19 protein-coding genes are annotated in these 23,351 nt (G+C 49.0%); 10 read left to right on the top strand and 9 right to left on the bottom strand.

Going from position 1 to position 23,351, the window contains the following annotated elements; all coding sequences use genetic code 11:
- From L0Y31_RS15585 to L0Y31_RS15565, 5 genes are all read right to left on the bottom strand, one after another.
- A complete protein-coding gene (locus L0Y31_RS15585) occupies positions 1–1,203 on the bottom strand; it encodes a hypothetical protein (protein ID WP_234734003.1) in 1,203 nt (400 codons plus the stop codon).
- Positions 1,204–1,207: 4 nt separating this feature from the next.
- Positions 1,208–2,041 carry a type 1 glutamine amidotransferase gene (locus tag L0Y31_RS15580; RefSeq protein WP_234734002.1) on the bottom strand — a complete coding sequence of 278 codons (834 nt, stop codon included), beginning with the start codon at positions 2,039–2,041 and terminating at the stop codon, positions 1,208–1,210.
- Between the two features lie 58 nt (positions 2,042–2,099).
- Entirely contained in the window at positions 2,100–3,200 is a 1,101-nt protein-coding gene (locus L0Y31_RS15575) for a carboxylate-amine ligase (RefSeq protein WP_234734001.1), read from the bottom strand.
- A 30-nt stretch (positions 3,201–3,230) separates the two neighbouring features.
- The gene (locus L0Y31_RS15570; RefSeq protein ID WP_234734000.1) at positions 3,231–4,316 is read right to left on the bottom strand and encodes an ATP-grasp domain-containing protein; all 1,086 of its coding nucleotides are present in this window, start codon (positions 4,314–4,316) and stop codon (positions 3,231–3,233) included.
- A gap of 68 nt (positions 4,317–4,384) precedes the next feature.
- On the bottom strand, positions 4,385–5,089 hold the full coding sequence (locus L0Y31_RS15565; protein WP_234733999.1) for an esterase family protein: 705 nt from the start codon (positions 5,087–5,089) through the stop codon (positions 4,385–4,387).
- Positions 5,090–5,246: 157 nt separating this feature from the next.
- Here L0Y31_RS15565 and L0Y31_RS15560 point away from each other — a divergent pair, with 157 nt between their 5' ends.
- Both L0Y31_RS15560 and L0Y31_RS15555 read left to right on the top strand, forming a co-directional pair.
- Complete coding sequence (locus tag L0Y31_RS15560) at positions 5,247–6,071, top strand: alpha/beta hydrolase (protein ID WP_234733998.1); 825 nt, start codon at positions 5,247–5,249, stop codon at positions 6,069–6,071.
- Positions 6,072–6,135: 64 nt separating this feature from the next.
- The gene (locus L0Y31_RS15555; protein ID WP_234733997.1) at positions 6,136–6,942 is read left to right on the top strand and encodes a glycoside hydrolase family 16 protein; all 807 of its coding nucleotides are present in this window, start codon (positions 6,136–6,138) and stop codon (positions 6,940–6,942) included.
- Positions 6,943–6,969: 27 nt separating this feature from the next.
- Here L0Y31_RS15555 and L0Y31_RS15550 read toward each other — a convergent pair whose 3' ends face one another.
- The gene (locus L0Y31_RS15550) at positions 6,970–7,995 is read right to left on the bottom strand and encodes an acyl-CoA reductase (RefSeq protein ID WP_234733996.1); all 1,026 of its coding nucleotides are present in this window, start codon (positions 7,993–7,995) and stop codon (positions 6,970–6,972) included.
- Between the two features lie 221 nt (positions 7,996–8,216).
- Here L0Y31_RS15550 and L0Y31_RS15545 point away from each other — a divergent pair, with 221 nt between their 5' ends.
- The 3 genes from L0Y31_RS15545 (at position 8,217) to L0Y31_RS15535 (ending at position 11,540) form a co-directional block, all read left to right on the top strand.
- On the top strand, positions 8,217–8,570 hold the full coding sequence (locus tag L0Y31_RS15545) for a 4Fe-4S dicluster domain-containing protein (protein ID WP_234733995.1): 354 nt from the start codon (positions 8,217–8,219) through the stop codon (positions 8,568–8,570).
- Positions 8,571–8,955: 385 nt separating this feature from the next.
- Positions 8,956–10,152, top strand: a complete 1,197-nt coding sequence (locus L0Y31_RS15540) for a porin (protein WP_234733994.1) — start codon at positions 8,956–8,958, stop codon at positions 10,150–10,152.
- Between the two features lie 59 nt (positions 10,153–10,211).
- Positions 10,212–11,540, top strand: a complete 1,329-nt coding sequence (locus L0Y31_RS15535; protein ID WP_234733993.1) for an ammonium transporter — start codon at positions 10,212–10,214, stop codon at positions 11,538–11,540.
- A 196-nt stretch (positions 11,541–11,736) separates the two neighbouring features.
- Here the strand turns inward: L0Y31_RS15535 and L0Y31_RS15530 are convergent, their stop codons facing one another.
- Positions 11,737–13,053 (bottom strand): T9SS type B sorting domain-containing protein, encoded by a 1,317-nt coding sequence (locus tag L0Y31_RS15530; RefSeq protein WP_234737183.1) that lies wholly within the window; start codon positions 13,051–13,053, stop codon positions 11,737–11,739.
- A 1,044-nt stretch (positions 13,054–14,097) separates the two neighbouring features.
- Between L0Y31_RS15530 and L0Y31_RS15525 the strand changes: the two genes are divergently transcribed.
- On the top strand, positions 14,098–14,265 hold the full coding sequence (locus tag L0Y31_RS15525) for a hypothetical protein (RefSeq protein ID WP_234737218.1): 168 nt from the start codon (positions 14,098–14,100) through the stop codon (positions 14,263–14,265).
- A gap of 427 nt (positions 14,266–14,692) precedes the next feature.
- Here L0Y31_RS15525 and mtaB read toward each other — a convergent pair whose 3' ends face one another.
- Entirely contained in the window at positions 14,693–16,033 is a 1,341-nt protein-coding gene (mtaB, locus tag L0Y31_RS15520; RefSeq protein WP_234733992.1) for a tRNA (N(6)-L-threonylcarbamoyladenosine(37)-C(2))-methylthiotransferase MtaB, read from the bottom strand.
- Between the two features lie 385 nt (positions 16,034–16,418).
- Between mtaB and L0Y31_RS15515 the strand changes: the two genes are divergently transcribed.
- Together L0Y31_RS15515 and L0Y31_RS15510 are read left to right on the top strand one after the other, a co-directional pair.
- A complete protein-coding gene (locus L0Y31_RS15515; RefSeq protein WP_234733991.1) occupies positions 16,419–18,608 on the top strand; it encodes a glutamine synthetase III family protein in 2,190 nt (729 codons plus the stop codon).
- Between the two features lie 227 nt (positions 18,609–18,835).
- Positions 18,836–19,321 carry a VOC family protein gene (locus tag L0Y31_RS15510; RefSeq protein WP_234733990.1) on the top strand — a complete coding sequence of 162 codons (486 nt, stop codon included), beginning with the start codon at positions 18,836–18,838 and terminating at the stop codon, positions 19,319–19,321.
- Between the two features lie 28 nt (positions 19,322–19,349).
- On the opposite strand, the gene namA is transcribed toward L0Y31_RS15510, so the two are convergent.
- Positions 19,350–20,420 (bottom strand): NADPH dehydrogenase NamA, encoded by a 1,071-nt coding sequence (gene namA, locus L0Y31_RS15505; RefSeq protein WP_234733989.1) that lies wholly within the window; start codon positions 20,418–20,420, stop codon positions 19,350–19,352.
- Between the two features lie 633 nt (positions 20,421–21,053).
- On the opposite strand from namA, the gene L0Y31_RS15500 reads away from it, so the two are divergent.
- Both L0Y31_RS15500 and L0Y31_RS15495 read left to right on the top strand, forming a co-directional pair.
- A complete protein-coding gene (locus tag L0Y31_RS15500; protein WP_234733988.1) occupies positions 21,054–21,962 on the top strand; it encodes a hypothetical protein in 909 nt (302 codons plus the stop codon).
- Positions 21,959–23,272, top strand: coding sequence for a hypothetical protein (locus tag L0Y31_RS15495; RefSeq protein ID WP_234733987.1), 1,314 nt, complete (start codon positions 21,959–21,961; stop codon positions 23,270–23,272). Before L0Y31_RS15500 ends, L0Y31_RS15495 begins: the two co-directional genes overlap by 4 nt.
- Positions 23,273–23,351 lie beyond the last annotated feature (79 nt).

Genomic DNA, 23,351 nt, shown 5'->3' with positions numbered 1-23,351 from the left:
TTAGACAGCTAAGCTATTCTCGAAAAAACTTACGGTGCCGCCCACCCAATCGAAGTTTTTGTTGAAGTTTACGCCGATCATTTCGCCCCGGCTCAGACGCGCTAAATTAGTCAGCAGCGTTGGACGAGGGTCTTTCTCGTGCCAGACGTAGAGCAGCCGAATTTCGCATTTCACCAGGCCATCGGGCGACTGAATAACGGGCTCGTATTTGACTTTTCGCTGAAGCAAATAGTTTTGTTTATCCGAAATTGCATCCAGTTCGTCTTTCGTGATGGACAGCTTAACGCCACTGCCCGCAAAGGAAAACAAGGGCTTGAGGACGTAGTTTTCCAGATCGGCAGGATATTCTCCCAATTGATCCAGGTAAAAACTTGGCGGCACATAAGGACTATTGAGCAGCGGAAGCGTGTATTTACTGATGCGGAAGAACCAGTTAGGGTGCGCAACCCACTCTACGTCAACATCGTCGGTCAGGGAGAAGGCTGTATTCAGGTGATTAAGCTGATCCAGCTCGTCAAAAATCAAGCGGTTGTAAATCCGGTGAATGTGGTAGCGCTGCCCGTCTTTTTCGTAATATAATTTTCGGCCTTCCTTTTGAATTTTGGTCAAACAGACAGACTGAATGCCAAGCAAGTCTTCTGTAATGGCGAAGTCAAGCCGGGTTTTTTGCTTTTCTGGAAAAATTTCGAGCAGAATTACGTTTTCTGGCTGGTGTAGCCCTACAATCAGACGGCGCAGGTGCTGCCGGTAGGTTTCGTCAGAATCGACGTGGAAGAGGTGCGAAACCGAATCTGGAATGGGATAAAAGTCTCGAAACTGGTTTGCCAGGTAAGATTGATACCCATACAGCGAAGGAAAGCCCTGTAATTCAATTAATTGGGGAATCAAGGTTCCCGTTTCATCCCGGCAGATAGCAAAATCAATAGCCAGAAATGACGTGTGCTCGTTTTCGTGCGGAACCCGCTGGTGGGCGGGAATAGCTCCTTCCGTCAATTCTTTAAAGTTCTCGGCAGTAATGACATCAATGATGGATTCACTGGCTTCGACTAGCTTATCTTTTAACGCACTAGGCACAAAAACCGGCGTTTCGGCCACCCGAAAGTCAAGTTTACCCGGATACTCCTGTTCAATACGATCTAAAAAAGCCCGGTAGCGTTCCGGGCTAAAGGCTTCATTATAAGCCTGACGAATAGCGTGAATCATACGCTTAGTTTTTAACTACTTCTGAACTACCAATGGTTACTTGAATCGCCTTTCGTAAAAAAGTCGGAATAATGATTGATTCGGTCAGGCTGATTTTATCCGGATCGCGGAGGGAACTAACCATTTCATCATATTTGTCCTGCCCGTGATTTTCAATGATTTGCACTCTTTTTTCTTCCTTCTCGAAATAGCGTAACATGCCTTCTGCGTCCGCTTCGGGGTGAAACTGCGTTCCGAAAATTTCGTTGGTAAACCGAATGGCCATAACCGCCCGATCCAAAGGAACGTGTGGTCGAATTTTCTCAAGGCATACGATCTTGGCCCCAATCTCCTCCAGGCGTTTCCAGGCCGGTTGGATCAATTGGTAGTCCCGCGAATCGACGGCGTAGAACGGGGTTGGCAAATCCTGAAAAAAGGGTTCCGAGTAGCCGTCGTCCGTTTTATGGATCGGAAAAATTCCGAACGAGGTAGAGCGGCGTTTGCTAATCGTTCCTAGCCCTAAATGGCGGGCAACCAGTTGAAAAGAATGGCAAATCAGCAAAACGTGTTTTTTCTGCCGATGAGTCCGGTTATACGCAAAAAGTTGGTCGATTAGGAAGAAATAATGTTTCTCCCAAGACTCTTCGGAAGGGAGCGGACTGCCCGGCCCCCCCGAAGAAATATAGACATCAAAATCAAGTCCAGGCAATTCATTTTTTGCCCGGACGTTGAAAACCTGGATCGTAAAATTTAGCTGTTCTTGCTGCTCGACCTTCCGGACCTGTTGTAAAATGCAACGCATTCCTTCGTTAGGCGCGTTGTTGTTCATGTCCAGGATCGCAATTCTTACTTCAGTCATATCTGTTACGGAAAGATTTCAATTTCAGTACTTTACTAACTACTTGTAGTAAATATAACTAGCGAATTCCGTAACTAGTTTCCTCAACGATGTAATCAACTACTGCATTCAGGCTATTTGTCTCGTTAAAGACGGCCAACTGTCGGTCGGCACCGGTTCCGCGTTGAAGGATGGTATTGATGTACTCGATTTCGTGGCGGCTGCCTAAATCATCAACAACATCGTCGACAAAATCCAGTAATTCCTGCGCCAGCGTGGCGTATGGAACTTCGATTTGCTTGCCAAAATCAATTAGTTGACTTTCAATGCCGTAGCGGGCCGCTCGCCATTTGTTCTCATTGATCAGGAGCCGTCGGTAAGGCCGGAAATTTAGGTTTTGCCGGTGCAGCTTATCAATTTTCGCCACCAGCGCCTGCATCAACGCCGCCAGGCAAATGGTTTCGTCAACCCGCATGGGAACGTCGCAGATTCGGAATTCAATTGTGTCGAAGTAAGGATGCAAGCGAATATCCCACCAGATTTTTTTGCCATCGTCGATGCACCCCGTTTTAACCAGCAGATTGATGTAATCGTCGTATTCGGCCGCCGAGTTAAAATAATCGGGAATACCCGTGCGCGGAAACTTATCAAAAACCTTCGAACGGTACGATTTAAAGCCGGTATTACGGCCGCACCAGAAGGGCGAATTGGTCGACAGGGCATAAATATGGGGCAGAAAATACCGGACGGCGTTCATGATTTGGAGCCCCTCATTGCGGTTGGTAATCCCGACGTGCACGTGCAGACCAAAAATCAAGTTAGACCGGGCCACATCGCGCATTTCTTCGATCAACTTGTCGTACCGTTCGTTGGGTGTAATCAACTGGGCCTGCCAATCGGAGAAGGGATGGGTACCCGCCGCCGCTATTTTCAGGTTTTGCCGATCCGCCAGATCGACAATCATCTGGCGAAGATACGTCACTTCCCGGCGCGCTTCCTCAATGTTGGTGCAGATGTTGGTACCTACTTCTACCACAGCCTGGTGCATCTCCGCTTTAACGCGTTCGTGCAAGACAATCTGCCCGCCTTCCACAATCTTCGACATGTGCGAACGCAAGTCGCGTGTTTCCGGGTCAATCGTTTGAAATTCCTCTTCGATTCCTAAAGTGAACGTAGGCATTGTCAATGAAGATGAGTTAGTTATGGGTAGTTATGCCTTCGACTTCTTGGTGCTTTTCTTCGCTTCTTGCTCAGTCTTTGGTTCGCTTTCTGTTTTCTTTTTGGGTTTTTTCTCCGCAACCGGGACCGGGGCGGTGGTTTCCAGCGTTTCTTCCGGAGCCAGCGTATGGCCTTTGATGGAGCTTTGAACGTACGAACCCCACGTCAGGTTATCCTGCCCGAATTTCTGGGCTTTGGCGCGCTCAATGGCCATGTTAGCCGCCGCTTCCACTACCCAGTCAAAGTTTTCCTGTCCAACGGAGTTAATGTCTGCATCGGGGGCGGGGTTACAGAAATCAATAGCGTACGGAATCCCGTCGCGAACGGCAAACTCAACCGTATTGAAATCGTATCCAAGGGCCTTATTCAGCGCCAACACGTAGTTTCTTATGGTCGTCAGGAGCTTCTGATAGGCTTCTCCCGTCGTTTTTGGCTCGGTTGCGTAGCGGAGGTGGTGCGGGTTGCGCGGTTCGTACGGCATAATCCGAACGTCTTTGCCACCAATGCAATAGCAACGGAAATAATCGTCGAAAATAATTTCTTCCTGCAAGAGCATCACGAGTTGGCCGGTTTCGTCGTATTTCCGCCACAGATCTGCTGCATCGTGGATTTTATAGACGTTTTTCCAGCCACCTCCCGAATGCGGTTTCATGTAGGCCGGAAAACCGATGTACTTGAAAATAGCGTCCCAATCCATCATTTGCAGGTTTCGGAAGGAACGGTCCGTGGTGTCATCCGGGCGCTGCTTCGACGGCAGTAGAACGGTATTGGGCAGGGGGATGCCGAGCTGTTTTGCCAGACAGTTATTGAAAAACTTTTCGTCAGCACTCCACCAGAACGGGTTGTTAATAACGGCTGTGCCGGTCAGGGCGGCGTTTTTCAGGTAAGCACGGTAGAAAGGTACATCCTGCGAAATCCGGTCGATGATAACGGCGTATTCGGTGGCTTCCCCCTGAATAACTTTGTCGATAGACACGGCTTCAGCAACGATTTCTTTGCCGTCTTTTTCGTTCACGCGGTCAATAAAGGCTTGCGGAAACGTATTCTCCATGCCAAACAATATTCCGACTTTTTTCATAATTACGTTGTATGTGTGTGCTAAATGAGGCCTGATTTGTTAAAAGTAACTCTACTTTGGGCAATTGGTTATAATTGCGAAATATAATGCGGGAACATTTCACGCCAGACAGGCCAGTCATGTTTGCCCCACGGACGAACGTCGAGCCAGTGGTGAATGCCTTTTCGATTCAAAATACCGGACATTTCGTAATTAGCCGGTTTGCAGAAATCATGCTCCGATGTGCCCAGAATAATTCGCATCTGATAAAAATGATCGTTGTGGGCATTGGGAATATAATCGGGGGGATTATTGAAATAAACGTTGTCGTCATAATACCCGTCCATAAACGATTTAATGTCGAATTTGGCCCCCATTGACCAGAGATGAGCCACCTTTTCGGGATGACGGAAGGCGAAGTTCAGGGCCTGGAAGCCGCCAAAACTACAGCCACCCACCGCAATTTTGTCTACGCTACACTCGCGCTGAATCATCGGAATCAGCTCTTCATTGGTCATCCGGTCGTACCACATATGGTTTTTTATCCGAACAGAAGGATGAAGGTGCTTGGCGTACCAACTATCGCGGTCAATGCTGTCGATGCAGTAGATTTTAACTTTACCGCTATTGATAAACCCCTGCGCCGATTCAATTAATTTAAAATCCTGGGCTTCATAATAGCGGCCCATAGTCGTGGGAAAAAGAAGGATGGGGTATCCCCAATGGCCATAGACCATCATTTCAATATCGCGACCAAGATGGTGCGAATACCATTTTCTGTATTGTTGTTGCAAAGTGTACCTGTTTTTGGTAAATAATTCAGTAGAATCTTTGCCAGAAAGATAACCATATTTCCTGTTTGGCAAGGAAGGTTACTTATTTTTTGCAAACTTTGTTATTCATCTTTTCGGGAAGATGCGTCTTATTGGTCTAATTTTATTGTTTTTAGGAATGTCATTTTCTAGTGATGCATCCAGCTTTACCACCGTAACCATTCAGCGGGATGAAACGTTAACGTCTGTTTATTTGAATCGTACGCTGCGGTTAGACATCGTTTTGCCGCCTGATTACGAGAACTCCAAGGCCACTTATCCGGTGTTATACCTGAATGATGGGCAGGATTTAGAGCGTTTGCGTTTGAAATCTATCCTCGACTCACTCTACCAACAAGGGGATATTCGGCCTTTTATTTTAGTGGCGATACACTGCGGCGACCGGATTCAGGAGTATGGTACGGCCGCCCGGGCCGATTACATGGGGCGTGGCGCGAAAGCCGGGGACTATGATCAGTTTGTCGTAAAGGAATTATTACCGCATATCCAGCATCATTACCGCGCTTCCCGCGAAGCGAGCCAGGCTGCCTTTGCCGGCTTTTCGTTGGGTGGCCTCTCAGCGTTCGACCTGGTTTGGAATCACCCGGAGCTATTCAGCAAGGCAGGTGCTTTTTCGGGCTCTTTCTGGTGGCGAAGCAAACCGTTCGACCAGTCTTATTCTGATTCGGACCGCATCATGCAGGCGCTCATACGCGAAGGGAAACACAAACCCGGACTGAAGTTCTGGCTGCAAACCGGGACACTGGACGAAACCGACGACCGCGACAACGACGGGGTTATTGACTCCATCGATGATACACTAGACCTGATTGCCGAGCTGGAACGCAAGCGTTACCGCTGGGGCAAAGACATTGCTTACGTAGAAGTAGAAGGGGGCCACCACGATCAGGAAACCTGGAGTGCAATCATGCCGCAGTTTTTGACCTGGGCCTTTGGAAAATAGTTGTGAAATTTATTGGTTATATAGTCCGCCTTCTTGTCTTTACTGATCAACAAGCAATCTGACCATGTTCCGAACCCTTTTTTGCGGCCTTGCGCTCTCTGTTTTTTGTGCCTGCCGAATGGCCACCCCGGAGAACGATCCTCCAGCCAAACGAAAGCTTGTCTGGGCCGATGAATTTGACCAAGCCGGATTGCCCGATCCAAAAAAGTGGAAATACGACTTGGGCGGGAACGGCTTCGGCAATAACGAATTGCAGTATTACCTGGGTCCTCGCACCGAGAATGCGCGCATTGAAAAGGGCATTCTGATTATTGAAGCCCACCGGGAAAAGCACGAAAATAGGGAGTATACGTCCGCTAAGCTAATCACCAAAGGCATTGCGGAGTGGAAATATGGGCGAATTGAAGTGCGTGCTAAAATACCCGCCGGACGAGGAACATGGCCTGCCATCTGGATGTTGGGAAGCAACTTGGGAAAAACGCCCTGGCCTCGCTGCGGCGAAATCGACATTATGGAGCATGTCGGTTATAACGAGGGCGTCGTGCATGGCTCACTGCATACCGAAGCCTACAACCACGTTAAAGGTACCCAAAAGACAGGCACCCTTCCGGTGCCCAAGGCTACCGCTGATTTTAATACCTATGCGGTAGAGTGGAGTACCGACCAGCTTGACTTTTTTATCAACGATCAGAAATATTACAGCGTCACCAAAAAAGAGTTGGGTTCGGAAGAGGCGCAATGGCCACTGGACCAGCCTTATTATTTAATTCTAAATTTAGCCGTTGGGGGAAATTGGGGTGGCCAGAAAGGTGTTGATGAAACCATCTGGCCCCGGCGTATGGAAGTAGATTATGTACGGGTCTATCAGTAAAGCGCTTAAGAGCTAAGCAATTATAGCTCAAGCTCCTAACTCCTTCAAAAAAGCCATCGTGTCGATTCCGTCCGCGTAGTCAGTAAGCGTAGGGCGTTGGGTCTGGCCAAAGGGAACGCTTCCCGGATACCAGCCTTTCGAGGCGGCAATCGCCTGAATTTTGGACGCGTAAAGACTTAGTTTTTCCGTTAAATCAGCTTCGGTTTGGTAGGTCTGGAAATAGACTACCGAAATGGGGGAGACCAGGCTTTCATTTTCGGTCAAAAGCAAAAAGCCACTATCCAGGTGTGGAACGCCGTTGACCAGATAAATCGATTTATTGTAATCGTAATTGTTGACGTATTTGTGATGATTGGCAAACGTGGTCCCCATGGGAGCAAGCAGATCGAGCAAATGCGTAAAATTGTAATACTCAGGAACGAACAACGTCGATGCATTCCGGCAGCCAAGCCCAAAGTAGTCGAGCAAGTCGTTACCAAGAGCCACCAATTCTTCGTCTGTTTCTGCACCATTTAATATTCCTACGGAAGTACGGTTCTTACGAATGATGTTGGGTTTCTTCGAAAAATAGTACTCAAAATAGCGGGCTGTGTTGTCACTGCCTGTCGCAATGAAGGCGTCTGCTTGGTTCAATCGTTCCGCCACTTGAATGTAATCAGCAAAACGCGGCTCTATTTCCGTGATTTTTTGTATAAAAAATTGAATTAGTACAAAATCTTGTGAACTCAGTTTCGCCATCAACGTATGTCCACTGATGAGTACGCTAAGCAAATCATGGAAACCAACAGCGGGTATATTTCCGGCCATCACAACGCCCACCTTTTTGGCTTCTTTTGGCTCAGAGTTGTACTTCAGCGCCCAGGCTTCGAGTTTTTGGGGAGTTAGAAATTCATCGGCAATGGCAGCTAGAGCCTGTAGCGTATTTTCGGGGGTAAACCAATGATTTTTTGAATAAGCCCTTTGAGCCACTTCCTGCAATTCGGGCTGAGAAGCGGGTTCTCGGAGGAAATTACCTAAGTCGACAAAAGCCTTTATTCGTTCTGGTAATCGCATATAATTTTTTTTGATGGTGAAATACCGTTAAAACAACCCCTAAAAATAAAATTAAGTTTGGGGCCAACCTTTAAATAATTATATTTGTTGTTATGTTTTCGGCTAGTAAAAGTAAGCCTATTTTACGATCTCAAATTCAGTAAGCGGCTGTCTTTCGTGCGAAAGTAAGAAAGCGCTGCTGCTGCGTATATATTTCAGAACAGTTTAAACGTGTACCATATATGGCCATTATAATCACAGACGAGTGTATCAATTGTGGTGCCTGCGAACCCGAATGTCCCAATACAGCCATTTATGAAGGCGGTGTTGAATGGACCTGGAGTGGTGGAACAGCACTTAACGAGGTAGACTTCGGTGATGGTACCATCGTGGATGGAAAAGAATTGCAGGCTCCGGTTTCGAATGAATTTTACTACATTGTTTCCGATAAATGTACGGAGTGTGTTGGTTTTCATGAGGAGCCACAATGTGCCGCAGTATGTCCTGTCGATTGCTGCGTTCCCGATCCAGATGTAGAAGAAGATGAAGAAACCTTACTTGCTAAAAAAGCATGGCTCCATGCCGAAGCAGTTTAAGCTAACGAACAGCGATGCCTAATTGTTGCTAGTATAATATACCATTTTGAAGCCCAGCGCTAGCGCTGGGCTTTTTTTTTGCCCCTCTTTTAAACTATAAAAACTTAAAATAGGATTAAAATAAGAAACAGACTTGACTTTTAAGAAATCAATACTTGATATTTATTTTGCAAAAATAGATGAATCCAAAATAGGCTGGTAAATGAGATAAATAGTGGGTTTTCTGTAAAATAGGTCTAAATTTTAGCACGAACTTGGTGAAATAATGTAAAATTCAGTGAAATAGGATTATTTTTAAGTAAACACTTGCATAATATCTTTCTGAATCTAATATTTGTGACGGTTAAACAATATTCGTTATTCCTCTGCAAAACCAAACAAAATTATGAAAAAGAAAATTTTACTGGCATCTTGTATGCTTGTAGCTTTTTTATCCAAAGCTCAGGATTCAACCTCGGTTGTAACAGCAGTTGAAGAGGCGGATAAAGGCAAGTTTACTTTCTCAGGATATATCGATTCGTATTACAGCGGTAACCTTAATAGCCCAAAATCAAGAAGTAACTTAGGGGCTGCCGGTACTGCCCGCGTTTTTGACCAGCGCTCAGGACAAATTTCATTGGGTTTGGTGCAGACGAGAATTGGTTACAGCACAAATAAGTCGGACGTCGTGATTGACCTGGCTTTCGGCCCGAATGCCGATTTAGGGAACTACGGGAATGTAATTGGGCCATTAGGGGAAGGCTCAACCGCCCTTTCAATCAAACAGGCTTACTTCAACTGGAAAGCGTCCGAAAAATTCACGCTGACGGCTGGTCAATTCGGGACGCATATCGGTTACGAAGTGATCGATGCGCCGGTTAACTTCAACTACTCGCTTTCCAACCTATTTAATAACGGTCCATTCTACCACGTCGGGGTCAAAGGAACCTACGCCTTCAGCGATAAAGCGTCGTTAATGCTAGGGGTGGTTAATGGAGTGGATAATATGAATGACAACAACCGGTCTAAAGGGCTGATCGGCCAGTTGTTTTTAGCGCCTGCTTCAGGCTGGAGCGTTTACCTAAACGGAATTGTCAGTAACGAAGCCAATGACGATGAAAATGGTAACAAAGTTGCCGGTGCCTATTCCGTATTTGATTTAGCGACTACGTATCAGGTTACCGAAAAATTCTTCGTCGGCTTAAACGCCGCTATTGGTTCACAGAAGAAAGATTTCCAAGGTTTTGAGCCACTCAAAACAACCGGTAGCTCGTCATGGGGTGGGGTTGCCCTCTACAGCAACTATGCCATCACCAGCAATTTTGCCCTTGGTGCACGTTACGAATACTTTGACAACACCGATGGAGCTCGGGGACTACGCAACTTCAATGAAATGGGCACCAGTGTGAATGCCTTCACCCTGACTGGTAACATTTCGGCTGCCGATGGCCACCTGCTCATCAAGCCTGAGTTCCGCTTGGATAGCTATGCGAAAGTAAAGGCAACCGGTGCTGAAAATGTGCAGCAGTTCGAAGATAAAAATGGAGAATTCACCAAGTCATCACAGGCAACCGTGGGACTGGCCTTCATCTATAAGTTTTAACACCGTATTTCTTAATCTAATAAAAATCTCTTAGTACTAACAAAACCATCTCTACTCCCATGCAAAAAGCTTCTTATTTTCCGCTTGCCCTCTTGTTGCTGGTTAGCGTATTGGGCGTTCTTTATCCAAGCGTTCCTACGCAAATTGTAACGGAAGGAATCAATGCTGGCGATACAGCCTGGATGCTTGTAGCCGCTGCCCTGGTTTTATTGATGACTCCTGGTCTGGCGTATTTTTACGGCGGAATGGTGAACAACAAAAACGTGATCTCAACGATGCTGCAAAGCTTCATCGCGATGGGTGTCATTAGCGTTCTGTGGGTTGTTTGCGGCTTTAGCCTTGCGTTTGGTGACTCAATCGGCGGCGTCATTGGAAATCCAACTACCTTCTTTATGTTCAAGGGCGTTCTGGATGGCAAGCCCTGGGAATTTGCACCGACCATTCCCCTGGTTGTGTTCGCGTTCTTCCAACTCAAATTTGCGGTTATTACGCCGGCTCTGGTAACGGGTTCAATGGCTGAGCGGATCAACTTCCGGTCGTATGTCCTGTTCATCGTTCTGTTTAGCCTGTTCGTTTACATGCCGTTGGCACACTGGACTTGGCACCCAAATGGTTTCCTGCTGAAAATGGGTGTTCTTGACTTTGCGGGTGGAACGGTTGTTCACATGTCTGCGGGATGGGCTGCTCTAGCCGGTGCTATTTACCTGAAACGTCGGAGATCACAAATTGAATCGAATATTTTCCCGCCAGCAAACATTCCTTTTGTGTTACTGGGTACAGGTCTGCTATGGTTCGGCTGGTTCGGTTTCAACGCTGGTTCAGCGGTAAGTGCTTCCGCGCTGGCTGCTTCTGCCTTCGCAACGACCAATACGGCGGCGGCCGCTGCTGGTTTAGCTTGGGTATTATTTGATGCTGCAAAAGGCAAGAAAGTATCCGCTTTAGGTTTCGCAATCGGGGCCGTTGTCGGTCTGGTTGCCATCACGCCCGCTGCTGGTTTTGTGACAATCCCAACGTCAATTTTCATCGGTACGATTGCCGCTATCGTTAGTAACGTAGTTGCTCACCTGCGCACAAAATCTAGCCTGGATGATACGCTGGATGTATTCCCTTGCCACGGTGTAGGCGGTATGGTTGGTATGGTGATGACGGGTATTTTCGCTAGCAAAGGAGTAAACTCAGCCGTAACGGTTGAAGGTTTGGCCTTCGGTGAAACGGGATTATTTGTTCAGCACATCATCGCACTGGTTGTTGTTTCTGTCTTCGCTTTCGGTATGTCATACTTGCTGCTTGTGGTTACCAACGCAATCCTGCCGCTCCGTGTGACTGAAGAAGACGAAAAAGTTGGTCTGGATGTTAGCCAGCACGACGAATTTCTGGTAGACGCTTAATCATTAAAAATATGAGAACAGAGCCACAGGGGTTGCGGCTTTCGTCAACGACATAAAGTCAGCAGTGCGACTGTGGTTTTGTTGTACTCGATAGAGATGCCTGCCCTTGGTGGGCATCTCTTTTTTTAGGCCAATGAAAGAGGGCCACCTGTGTAGGTGGCCCTCTTTCATCGGGAGCATAAAGATTGTGAACGATCTATCGCATGGTGGTGCCTTCCCGGATGAGCTGCACCCAGCCCTTGACCGACTCCCGGCTGCCCACCCGGCTCGAGCCGCTGAAAAGCACATTGGCCTCGTAGTAGTACAAACCCGACGACAACGCCTGACCCCCGCTGCTGCGACCGTCCCAGCTTACTGCGCCCCCCCGGCTCTCGTACACCTTCGAGCCGTACCGGTTGTAGACCACAAAAACAACCTCTTCCACCTGGCGCGGACAAGCCAGCGCCTGAAACACGTCGTTCTTGCCGTCCCCGTTGGGGGTGAACACGTTCGGCAAGGCAAACCAGGGACAACCCTCCTGACACACCCGGTTCGAGGCCGCGCTGGCCACCCCGCTCCGGGTCACCGCCCGCACGGAGTAACAGCCCCCGTAACCGTCCCCCTTCCGGTGGGCGTACACCTGCTCGGGCGCCGCCACACTCCCCAGCAAACTCGCCGTGCTGTCCTCCCGGTAGCGGCTGTAGTACACCTCGTAGCGCGCAATCCGCAAATCGCAGCCCGAACCGCTGCCCACCTGCCAGCTCAGGTTGTTGATGAACTCACTCTGGTTGCAGCCCGACTCCGCACTCAAAGACCCGCAGGCCAGGGAGTCCAGCCGCAGCACCGGCGCGCAGGGACGCGTCGTGTCGATGGGCGAGGCACAAATCCCCTGCGAGTAGTTCTCCAACACAGGCAGGTTCACCGCCGGATTCACGTACCGACCGACGGTCAGCACCCGGTAGCAGTAGCTGCTGTCGACCGACAAACGCACGCTCACATTCCCGTCGGCCAGCACCTGGTCGGCTCCCGTGTCGGTAAAGCGGTAGCTCCCCCCACCCGTCACGGCCACCCGGGCGATCTCGTTGAAGGGGCCGTTGGGGCCCCGCTGGCTGCGGAAGATGCGGTGCGTCTGGTTGTCGTTGCTCCAGGGCGTAGCCGCCTGCCAGGCGAGTGCGATGGCCCCGCTCTGGCCCACCGCCGCCAGGCGCACGCTGCTGGCCGCCTCGCTCACATCCAGCACCGTGAGCTGGCCCGTGCTCGCCTCGGTGAAGAGAAACTCCACCCGGTAGCGGTAGGCGTTGGCCTCCGTGTTCAGGCCCCGGTCCACAAACACGGTGTCCCCCGCCCCCACCGCCAGGCTCGTCGGTCGGGTCTGAATCAGGCTAAAGTCGGTGCCCGCCAGCCCCGTGGCCCGGTAGAGCCGGTACTGGAAAGGCCCCCCCAGGTCCTGGGGGTTCACCCCGATGGGACGCGTCCAGCGCACGGTGATCCGACCCCCCGTGGTGCTGGTGGTGTCCACCGTGACGTGGGTCATCAGCGGCGTCTGCAGGGGCAGGCTCACGCAGGCCTGGGCCGAGGCCACGCTGGCGCCCCCCCGGGGGCGTTCAAACACGGCCACCAGGCGGTAGCTGTACTGAGCCCCCCGCCGCAGGTTCTGGTTGTCGGTGAAGCTCGTCTGGGTGATGGGCACCTGCCCCACCAGGGTGTAGCCCCCCGCCACCAGGGCCTCGCCCCCGTTGGTGCAGGGGTCCAGGGGCAACGCCTCGCAGCCTTCCCGGCGGTAGACCCGCATCTGGGCTCCGGGCAGGGCGCAGTTGTAGGCCCCCCAGTTCAAAACAATCGAGCGCCCCCCCGGGCTGGTGCCCGCCTGGGCGGTGAGGTTCTGGGGGCCGGGGGCGTAGATGCGGATCTGAAACGAAGCCAGCGTGGCCAGCTGGGTCTGGTTGCGGGGGTAGTCCACCACCCGCAGGATCACGTCGTAGGGCTCATCGCGGATGTGGGCGCAGTTGGTCTGCCAGCGGAAGTTGGCCGTCAGGGGCGCGTTGACGATGCCCCCGGGGGGCGTCAGGGTGGCCGCCGCCGGGGCCACCAGGGCCAGGGGCTGGCCGTCGGGGCCTCTGTTGAAGGGCCCCCCGTAGTAGGTCAGCTCGATGCGGTTGCCATCGGGGTCGGTGGCCGTGATGGGCTGGTTAATCAGGGTGCCCGCCTCCACGCAGAGGTCTTGGGGCACCCGCAGCTCGGGTCGTTTGTTGGTGCCATCGACGACGATGATCTGCATGTCGCGGACGATCTCGCCGATTTTGATGCCGTTGCGGTATTCTTCCACGATGAAGGCGATGTTGTACTGGCCCCGTTCGGCGGGGGCGTCCCAGCAGACGTCGCCGGTGAGGGGGTCCACCGTCAGGGTAGCCGGGGCGGTGCCGGCCTCGGTCCGGGGATTGCCCCCGATGAGTTCGGGACGGGAATACCCCACAACTAAACGGGGCGTGCAATTGTCGGTTATGTTGTTTGGGCGTCCGGCCGGGGTCCAGAGCCGGTAGGAAAGGCTATCGCCGTCGGCATCGTAGGCGGCGGGGTTGTGGCAAAACTTCTGGCCCACGCGGGCGGAGTCCAGGGGCGGGTTGAGCATCACGGGGGTGCTGTTCAACCCCAGCGAAGCATTCACCAGAATTGTCGTCCGCAATTCGAAAGATGTCCCTACGGAGTTGGGAATATTCCGGGTCCCTTCGTTGCGGTTCTGAATTAGGCAGGAAATATTGTAAGTACCAGGACCGGGGTAGGTATAAGTCGTTCGATAGATGTTAATGGTGGTATTGGGGTTGATAAAGCGGCGTTCCGCAACTACCCGTGGAACCTGCCTGGATTCCGTGCCTAAACCAAAACAGAAGAGAACATTATTCTGCTCTCTGGAAGCATCCCTACCGTCTTGTTCATCATAATAAACCGTCAGGGTTATTTCGTACGTATTATTATTGGAGATACGTCGGGTTGTTATTTCACCCGCTCGTACGTGGGTTGCATAACTTTGAGTTGAAAACAACAGGCTTCCGATTAGCCCGATCAATAAAAGTAAAAACCGTCTCATATAGCTAGCGATTACTATATTTCAACGGTTAAGTGTTAATTAGGAATATACCATATCCTAATATTTGTATCTTCTAATTTAATTCTAATTAATGGTGAAGAACAAGCTCATCCAGGTCTTCTACCTCTACGTGACCATCGCTATTGATCTCGGTAAGGCGTACCTGCTTGGTTTCGTTAATCAACAGGGGATCATATTTGGCCGTGACACGAACATAATTTTCCGTAAAGCCCTGCATCAGACCATTTTGGGTATCGGCCCGATCGGCATCTTCTTCAAATAACACGGTAGCTTTCCGGCCTAGTTGGGATTCGTAAAAGGCCCGGCGTTTTTTGTCAGATAAAATATGAAGCATTTTGGACCGATCAGCGCGTAGGTTGCCGGGTACCACTGGTTTAATGGCCAGGGCGTGGGTGTTGGCTCGTTCTGAGTACGTGAAAACGTGCAGGTAAGAGATCTCTAACTCATTTAAAAAGAGATAGGTTTCCTTAAATTCTTCTTCAGTTTCGCCGGGGTGCCCAACGATCACATCCACGCCAATGCACGCGTGGGGCATCAATTCTTTAATTTTAGCAACGCGGTTGGCGTACAGTTCCCGGCGATAGCGGCGACGCATAAAAGCCAAGACTTTATTGCTCCCTGACTGCAAAGGCACGTGGAAATGAGGCACGAAGCGCTTCGATTGAGCCACAAAAGCAATGATTTCGTCAGTCAATAGATTCGGCTCAATGGAAGAAATTCGGAAACGCTCAATGCCTTCAACCTCATCCAACGCTTTAACAAGGTCAAAAAAGGTTTCGACGCGTTGATCATTCTGTAAACCAAAGTCACCGATATTAACCCCCGTCAAAACGATTTCTTTAACGCCTCTTTGCGCAATTTCCTGCGCTGCCCGTACCACATTCGCAACGCTATCGCTCCGGCTGCGGCCACGGGCCAGGGGAATGGTGCAGTACGAACAAGGGTAATCGCAGCCATCCTGCACTTTCAGAAAAGTACGCGTGCGGTCATTCAAGGAGTAGGAGGCGTGGTAATCAATGGCTTCTTCAATTGGTGAGTTGAAAACCCGCGCTCGTCCGGTCGGTTCTTTTTCGAACGTAGGAATCAATTCGTGCAGGCGAAATTTTTCGGCGGCACCCAAAACGACATCGACACCCGGAATTTCAGCGATTTCCTGGGGCTTTAGCTGCGCATAACAACCCAGAATCGCGACGTAGCCATCTGGATTGATTTTTTGGGCTTCACGAACAATTTTCCGGCATTTTTTGTCCGCGTTTTCAGTAACGGAACAGGTGTTTATAATGAATACATCGGGTTGCTGGTTAAATTCCACCCGTTGAAAGCCTTGCTGCTCAAGCAGTCGGGCAATGGTGGAAGTCTCTGAAAAGTTCAGTTTACAACCTAACGTATAGAAGGCAACTTTTTTCATACTGGCGCAATAATTAGGCAAAAATACACCATTCCTGACGTATCTGCTTACCAATCACCGGATGCTTTCGATGGGATTAAAAAAATTTAATGATCCGTTGAAAAACAGGGCCAACTTCTAAAAAATTCCGTCGCTTTGTAAACAATTTCGCAAAGGGTCAGAAAATCTATAACTGTTGTTAAAGTAATTCTTGATTAAGTCCAACGAGTGTTTGTAAATGTTGCGATTTCAAGAATTAGCGGCAAATATTATTTTGAAGCTGTTTTTGGTAAATTCATACTTATGAAGCTAAAAACAGTTAAAAATCGAATTTGTTTTTGCAATTCCGCACATTTTATGTGTAAGTTTGGGTGTAAATTATACAAAAAACTTCAAGCCCGTTCACATGGCTAACTTTCGTTTTAAAGCCCTTGAAATTGCACAAAGCCGTCAGGCGCTGCCGGTAACTCCCCCGGCAGAGCGCGTGGCTGACTTCTATGGTTGCAATACGTTCAACCAGGAAGTTATGCGTTCATTACTTTCTCCAGAAGCATACCTGAAAATTACGCAGGCGATTGATACCGGCGGAAAAATTGACCGGGATATTGCCGATGAGGTCGCCAATGCGATGAAATCATGGGCGGTAAACAAAGGGGCTACTCACTACACCCACTGGTTTCAGCCACTAACGGGCGAAACAGCTGAAAAACACGACGCCTTCTTCGATATTACTCTTGAAGGCAAAGCCATCGAGAAATTCAAAGGCGGCGCGTTGGTACAGCAAGAGCCGGATGCATCATCATTCCCAAATGGTGGTCTACGGAATACGTTTGAAGCCCGGGGTTACACAGGTTGGGACCCTAGCTCACCTGCCTTCCTGATGGACAACGGCGCCGGTGGAAAAACACTTTGCATTCCTTCAGTCTTCATTTCTTACACGGGTGAAGCACTTGATTATAAAACACCATTGTTGAAAGCCCTTTTAGCAGTGGATAAGGCCGCAACGGCCGTTTGCCAATATTTTGATCGGAACGTAACGAAAGTAACGCCAACACTCGGGCCAGAGCAAGAATACTTCCTGATTGACAAAGCGTTGTTCTACGCTCGTCCAGACTTGGTGATGGCGGGCCGGACCGTGTTTGGTCACTCGCCAGCGCGTGGTCAGCAATTGGAAGATCACTATTTCGGAACCATTCCTCCGCGCGTAAATGCCTATATGGTCGACTTCGAATTTGAAGCCATGAAACTGGGAATGCCCGTTCGGACGCGTCACAACGAAGTTGCTCCCGGTCAGTTTGAGGTAGCACCTACTTTTGAAGAAGTTAACCTGGCGATTGACCACAACGCCCTGTTGATGGACTTAATGGAAAAAGTGGCAGAACGCCATAATTTCAAAGTGCTGTTCCACGAAAAACCATTCGCTGGCATCAACGGTAGCGGTAAGCACAACAACTGGTCGATGGGTACAGATACAGGCGTGAACCTGCTGGCACCTAGCTCGAAGCCAAAAGAAAGCCTGCGCTTCCTGACCTTCCTGGTGAACGTGGTGAAGGCTGTGCATGACAACGCCGATCTGTTGCGCGCCAGCATCGCTTCAGCCGGTAACGAACACCGTCTGGGTGCTAACGAGGCACCACCGGCTATCGTATCCGTTTTCTTGGGTGAGTCGTTGACAAAAGCACTGGAAGATCTGGAAACAAAATCAGAAGTAATTGTAAACAAAGGCGATAACGTTTATTACAAACTGGGCCTGAACCGGATTCCTTCGCTGTTGCGTGACAACACGGACCGGAACCGGACTTCGCCGTTTGCTTTCACGGGTAACAAATTTGAATTCCGTGCCGTGGGTGGTGGAGCCAACTCTGCTTCGACCATGACCGTATTGAATACGATTGTTGCCGATCAGCTGATCAAATTTAAGCAGGATCTGGATGCCCGTCTGGCTAATGGCGAGAAGAAAGAACTGGCCATTGTTGACATCCTGAAAGCTTACTACTCAAGCACAAAACGAATCCTGTTCGAAGGAAACGGTTACTCGGATGAGTGGGTTGAAGAAGCCGAAAGACGTGGTCTGTCAAACATCAAATCGTCGCCGGAAGCACTGGGTGTTTACGTGAAACCTGAGTCGATCGAGCTTTTCGAGCGCGTGGGCGTCATGAACCACCGCGAGGTTGAATCACGCTACGAAATCGAGCTGGAAAAATACATCAAAAAAGTGCAGATTGAGTCGCGCGTAATTGGTGATCTGGCCCTGAACCACGTTGTTTCTACTGCATTGAAATACCAGAATAACCTGGCGCAGACAGCTAAAGCACTGGTTGACATTGGTTTAGAAGCGGAAGCGGAACCTGTAAAAGATATTATTCGTGAAATTTCAACGCGCGTTCAGTCGATCAAGAGCGGCGTAGAAGAAATGACCGAAGCCCGCAAGAAAGCCAATAACCTCGGTGATACGGCGGAAACAGCTAAATTGTACGCTACTGAAATCAAGGATTTCTTCGAGAAAATTCGCTACCACGTTGATAAACTGGAGCTTATTATTGATGACGAAGATTGGCCTTTGGTTAAATACCGCGAAATGTTATTTGTGAAGTAATTTTTCCAACCATAGATTACACAAAGCCTGTTCTGCTTAGGACAGGCTTTTGTTTTGGGTTATAGGTATCCATAACTTTATTGCTGTTCACAAAAAGCTTTCTATCCGTGCTATGCCAGTAAACATTGCAATCACTCGGATGAGCTAATTCGACGTACTGGCGGCAATAAAGTCCTGATTCGTATATTTATTGAGACCATTAAGCATACCTTATTAACTAGCTAGTTATGGATTACACCATTCCGGCCAATACCCGAATTGGCCACGTTCATTTGAAAGTTGCCAATCTGGACCGTTCGCTGGCCTTCTATTGCGATTTGCTGGGATTTTCGCTGGTGACAACCTATAGTGCAGATGCTGCTTTTATTTCGGCAGGGGGCTATCACCATCACATTGGCCTGAATACCTGGTATAGCAAAAATGCACCGCCAGCACCCGTGCGTAGTGCCGGATTATTCCACACCGCTATCTTGTACCCGACTCGCAAGGATTTAGCCGTCGCTTTTCGGCGGCTGCGCGAAGCAAACTACCCGATCTCGGGGGCTTCGGATCATGGCGTTTCGGAAGCCATTTACCTGGACGATCCCGACCAGAACGGCGTTGAACTGTATTGGGATCGTCCGCGGGAATTATGGCCTAGCAAACCCGATGGCTCACTGGAAATGTATACCCGCCCGCTAAACTTACAGGGTTTGTTGGGGGAATTACTTTAACTAATTTATGGAGTAATGAGCTTCAGTTTCAGCGCGGTTTGGCCCGGACATACTGCGGCAGCCAGGGAACATCGACGCCCAGTTGATGCGCTGCATGCAAGGGAAAATACGGATCTCGTAACGATTCGCGGGCTAATAAAACGAAGTCCGCCTGCCCGGTTGTAATGATCTCGTTGGCTTGCTCTGCGGTCGTAATCAAGCCAACGGCTCCCGTTAAAATATCGGCCTCTTTTTTAACTTTCTCCGCAAAAGGAACCTGATAGCCAGGGCTTAAAGGGATTTTAGCCTGTGCTACATTACCGCCGGTTGAGCAGTCAATCAGGTCAACCCCTTTGTCTTTGAGAATCGTCGCCAATTGCACAGAATCGTCGGGTGTCCAGGCGCCCTCTGTCCAGTCGGTGGCCGAAATACGGACAAATAGCGGCAAATCGCCCGGCCAAACCGTTTGAACGCGTTCAATAATTTCCAGTAAAAACCGAATCCGATTTTCGAATGAGCCACCGTATTTGTCAGTACGCTGGTTGCTAACGGGGGAGAGGAAGGCGTGAATCAGGTAGCCATGAGCGGCGTGAAGCTCAATAACTTTAAAGCCTGCCTGCAAGGCCCGGTGGGCGGCGGTGCCAAAATCAGCAATTATTTTCTCAATGCCTTCGCTGGTCAAAGCCACCGGCATTGGATCGGTTTCGGCGAAAGGAATAGGGCTGGGAGCCACAGTTTGCCAGCCACGTTCGGCATCGGGTGGGAGGGCTGCTCCACCGTCCCAGGGCCGCTGGTGACTGGCTTTGCGGCCTGCGTGAGCCAATTGAATGCCGGCAACTGCTCCGTGCTGTTCCACGAAAGAAGTAATACGCAACAAACCGGGGATATGTTCGTCTTTCCAGATACCAAGATCATCCGGTGAAATACGCCCTTCTGGTGAAATAGCGGTTGCTTCAGTAATAATAAGCGCCGCACCACCAACCGCTCGACTTCCGAGATGCACCAAATGCCAATCTGTGGAAAATCCATCTTCGCTGGAATATTGGCACATGGGTGAAACGGCAATTCGGTTTTTGAAATGAACACTGCGAATGGTTAGCGGACTAAAAAGATGAGCCATGATCTGGTTACTATAGTGGAATATTAATACTTCTTCTAACCTGATTTGGAAGAGAGAAGTTTCTGAAAAGCGCAAAGCAGACAGGAATCCCGAATTTCCGTTGGCTAGTATTACAACGGTTTGCGGACATATGGAATCATTGTTGTTATATTTCTCTTTGACCGTTACCTTCTATTTTTTGGCAACACATTTCTGCCAAAAATTAACCAATTTGCCCCGCCGCCTGTAGGCGGAAATTAGTTAATTTTTAAAGTATTGATACCCAGTTAAATGCCTATTCTGACCGTATTTTACATTAAATTAGTACTCAATCTGTGCCTCACTGTCGGGGTTTTATTGGCAGTAAAAAAGTCCGGTCTTATTAACCAGTGGCAGCAAACAAACGATAAGTTAGTATTCGGTATTGGCTTTCTGCTACTTCGCTTATTACCTTGGATTGCGGTTTTTTTGGTTGTTAATGAAACGCCTCGTGGCGATGTGCCTTTCTTTTTTTACAAGGCGGAAGGAGCCAAGGCGGGCGGGTTCGTGTACCGCGACTTCTGGTCGTATCACGCTCCCTTGTTTGCGTACATCATTAGCTTGCCCATCTGGCTCTGGCACAATTCCAAAGCCATTGTGTTGTTCATGGTTCTTATGGAAACACTGATCGTGTGGCTGACTTATCAGACATACAAACCGGAAAGGGAAAACGCCTTGCAGGCAACATTAATTTACTGGATGCTGCCTGCATCGTTTATGTACATTCTAATTGATGGGCAAGAAGAAATCTGGTTTTGGGGGCTGGCTCTGCTGATGTGGCGTCACATCAAACGGAAGCCGGATAATTACGAAACTGGGGTTGGAATCATTTTTGCTTTGGCTCTGCTAACCACAAAAGCAACCTTTGTTTTCTTTTTACCGGCCTTACTCGTTATTGTCCGCCGACCAATAAAAATGCTGTTGGTTATGGCGGCCATCGGCTTACCTGTACTGATTTTTCTTTATGCTAAGATTGGCGATTTATTTCTAATGCCTATTCAGCATACGGAGCAGCTCATGACGCCTAATTTGTTTTCGATTGTCAGGCCCTTTACCGAAGTTTTTGTACATATCGATGAAACAAACTCAACAATTGTGAACTGGCTCGGGTTACTAGTAACAATGGGAGTCACTTCTTATATGGCGTTCAGGGGAAGAACCAACGCCATAGGCAAAACTTTTCCTGCGTTATTCATCGCGACATTTGCCTGCATGATGATTTTTCAGGCAAGTGCACCCGGTGCTTATCTCATTGCTTATTTACTAGCAGTTGTTTTTGAAATTTTGGATTTAAGAAAGACGAAGGATGTCGTTATTCTACTAGCATTGAGCTGGTTAACGGTTGTGCAGCCCTTCGTCAATGTGTATATAGGTCAGCCAGATTATACAAATTTTGCCATGTTGACAAAGCCTTTTTATCTTTTTGAACTGATTCTTCAGGTTTTGAATGTGGCTTGTTTTTTCTGGATTGTTGCCAAAGCATACCATAAAATTGTCTCTTCTACAACCAGAGCAGCGTTATGAATATAGTTATCGCTAAGTTGATTATAAGCCTGCTATGCGTCTTTTTGGTGAGCCTGGTGCTTTACAAAAGGACAGGAATTACAGCATGGCTAAAGAATAAAAGTGCTGCTGGAGTACTTGTCGGCGCTTGGGTTTTATTCCGGCTAGTGCCTTTTTTAGGCTTATACGTAGTGGCTGGCTACCAACCCACATCCGATATAGAAGGCTTCTGGGAGGAGTCGAGTAAGGCATTTGCCGGACAAATAGTTTACCGGGATTTCTGGTCGCCTTACTCACCGCTGTACGCTTATTTTCTCGGACTTTGGTTGAATTTCTGGTACAGCTCTAAAATGATTGTCCTGACAATGGCGATCATGGATGGTGTGGCGCTGGCCCTGACATACGAATTCTTTAAAGGAAAGGCAACAAAACAGGAATTGCTTTTTAAAGCGCTTCTATACCTGCTCTTACCGGGGTCGTTGGTATTTTGTGTGGTCGGGGGCCAGGAAGACGTGTGGATGTGGCTCTTTATTGCATTAGCCTTTCTGGTGTATAAACGGAAAGGGGTTATCGCCTACAGCATCGTTATTGCGCTGGGAGTACTGACCACAAAGGCAATCTTTGGCCTGGTGCTGGTTCCGCTATTCCTTCTTGAAAAAGAAAAAATACGATTTTTGATTCCATTGACGTTGATTGGAGCTGTCTCAATTCTGATTCTGTATCCACTGGTCGGTCTGGAATTTTTGCAACCGCTCGGAGAATCCTCTACACTGCGGGCACCTAATGTGCTATCGGTCCTTAACGCCTGGACATTTAACGCCATCGGTGTGAAAGAAAAAATCTGGACCTGGATGGGCTTGTTGTTCACCGTAGGGGCGGCAACCACGGCTGCTTTGCGCATGCGACAGCTAGACTCATCTGTTATGCTCTCGCATTTGTGGGTGGTGCTATACGGCCTTATGATGATTGTGCAGCCTAGTGCCTACAGCAATTATCTTTTCCTCTTTTTGCTGCCTCTCGTTTTTCAGGTGGTCGATTGGTCGAGTCGGCGTCAAATTGTTTTGCTTTTTGTGTTTAACGTCCTGGCGGTTGTTCATCCATCGTACTGGTGGCGGCTCGGGTTGCCTAAATACCTGGTTCCGTCGGATATTGTGGCCAGCACAGCCTTAGCTATTGATTATGGAATGCAACTCACGATTGTCGTGGTTACCAGCTATTTTATCTGGCTGGCCTTTCCTAAAAAAACAAAGAAAAAAGTACCCCAAAGCGTTGTGCCCTACATCAGCCATTGGGATATGGATGAGGCGTCGAAGCAGGCGATTAGCCATTAATTACAGACCTGATTAAGTCCGTGTAGGGGCAGGCGGTAGAAATTCTGTTTTTGATTCTAGTGCTTAATTCGTAACTAGG

Origin of the sequence: Tellurirhabdus bombi (genome assembly GCF_021484805.1) — a bacterium.
GTDB lineage: Bacteria > Bacteroidota > Bacteroidia > Cytophagales > Spirosomataceae > Tellurirhabdus > Tellurirhabdus bombi.
This window is presented reverse-complemented; position numbering and strand designations above follow the sequence as displayed.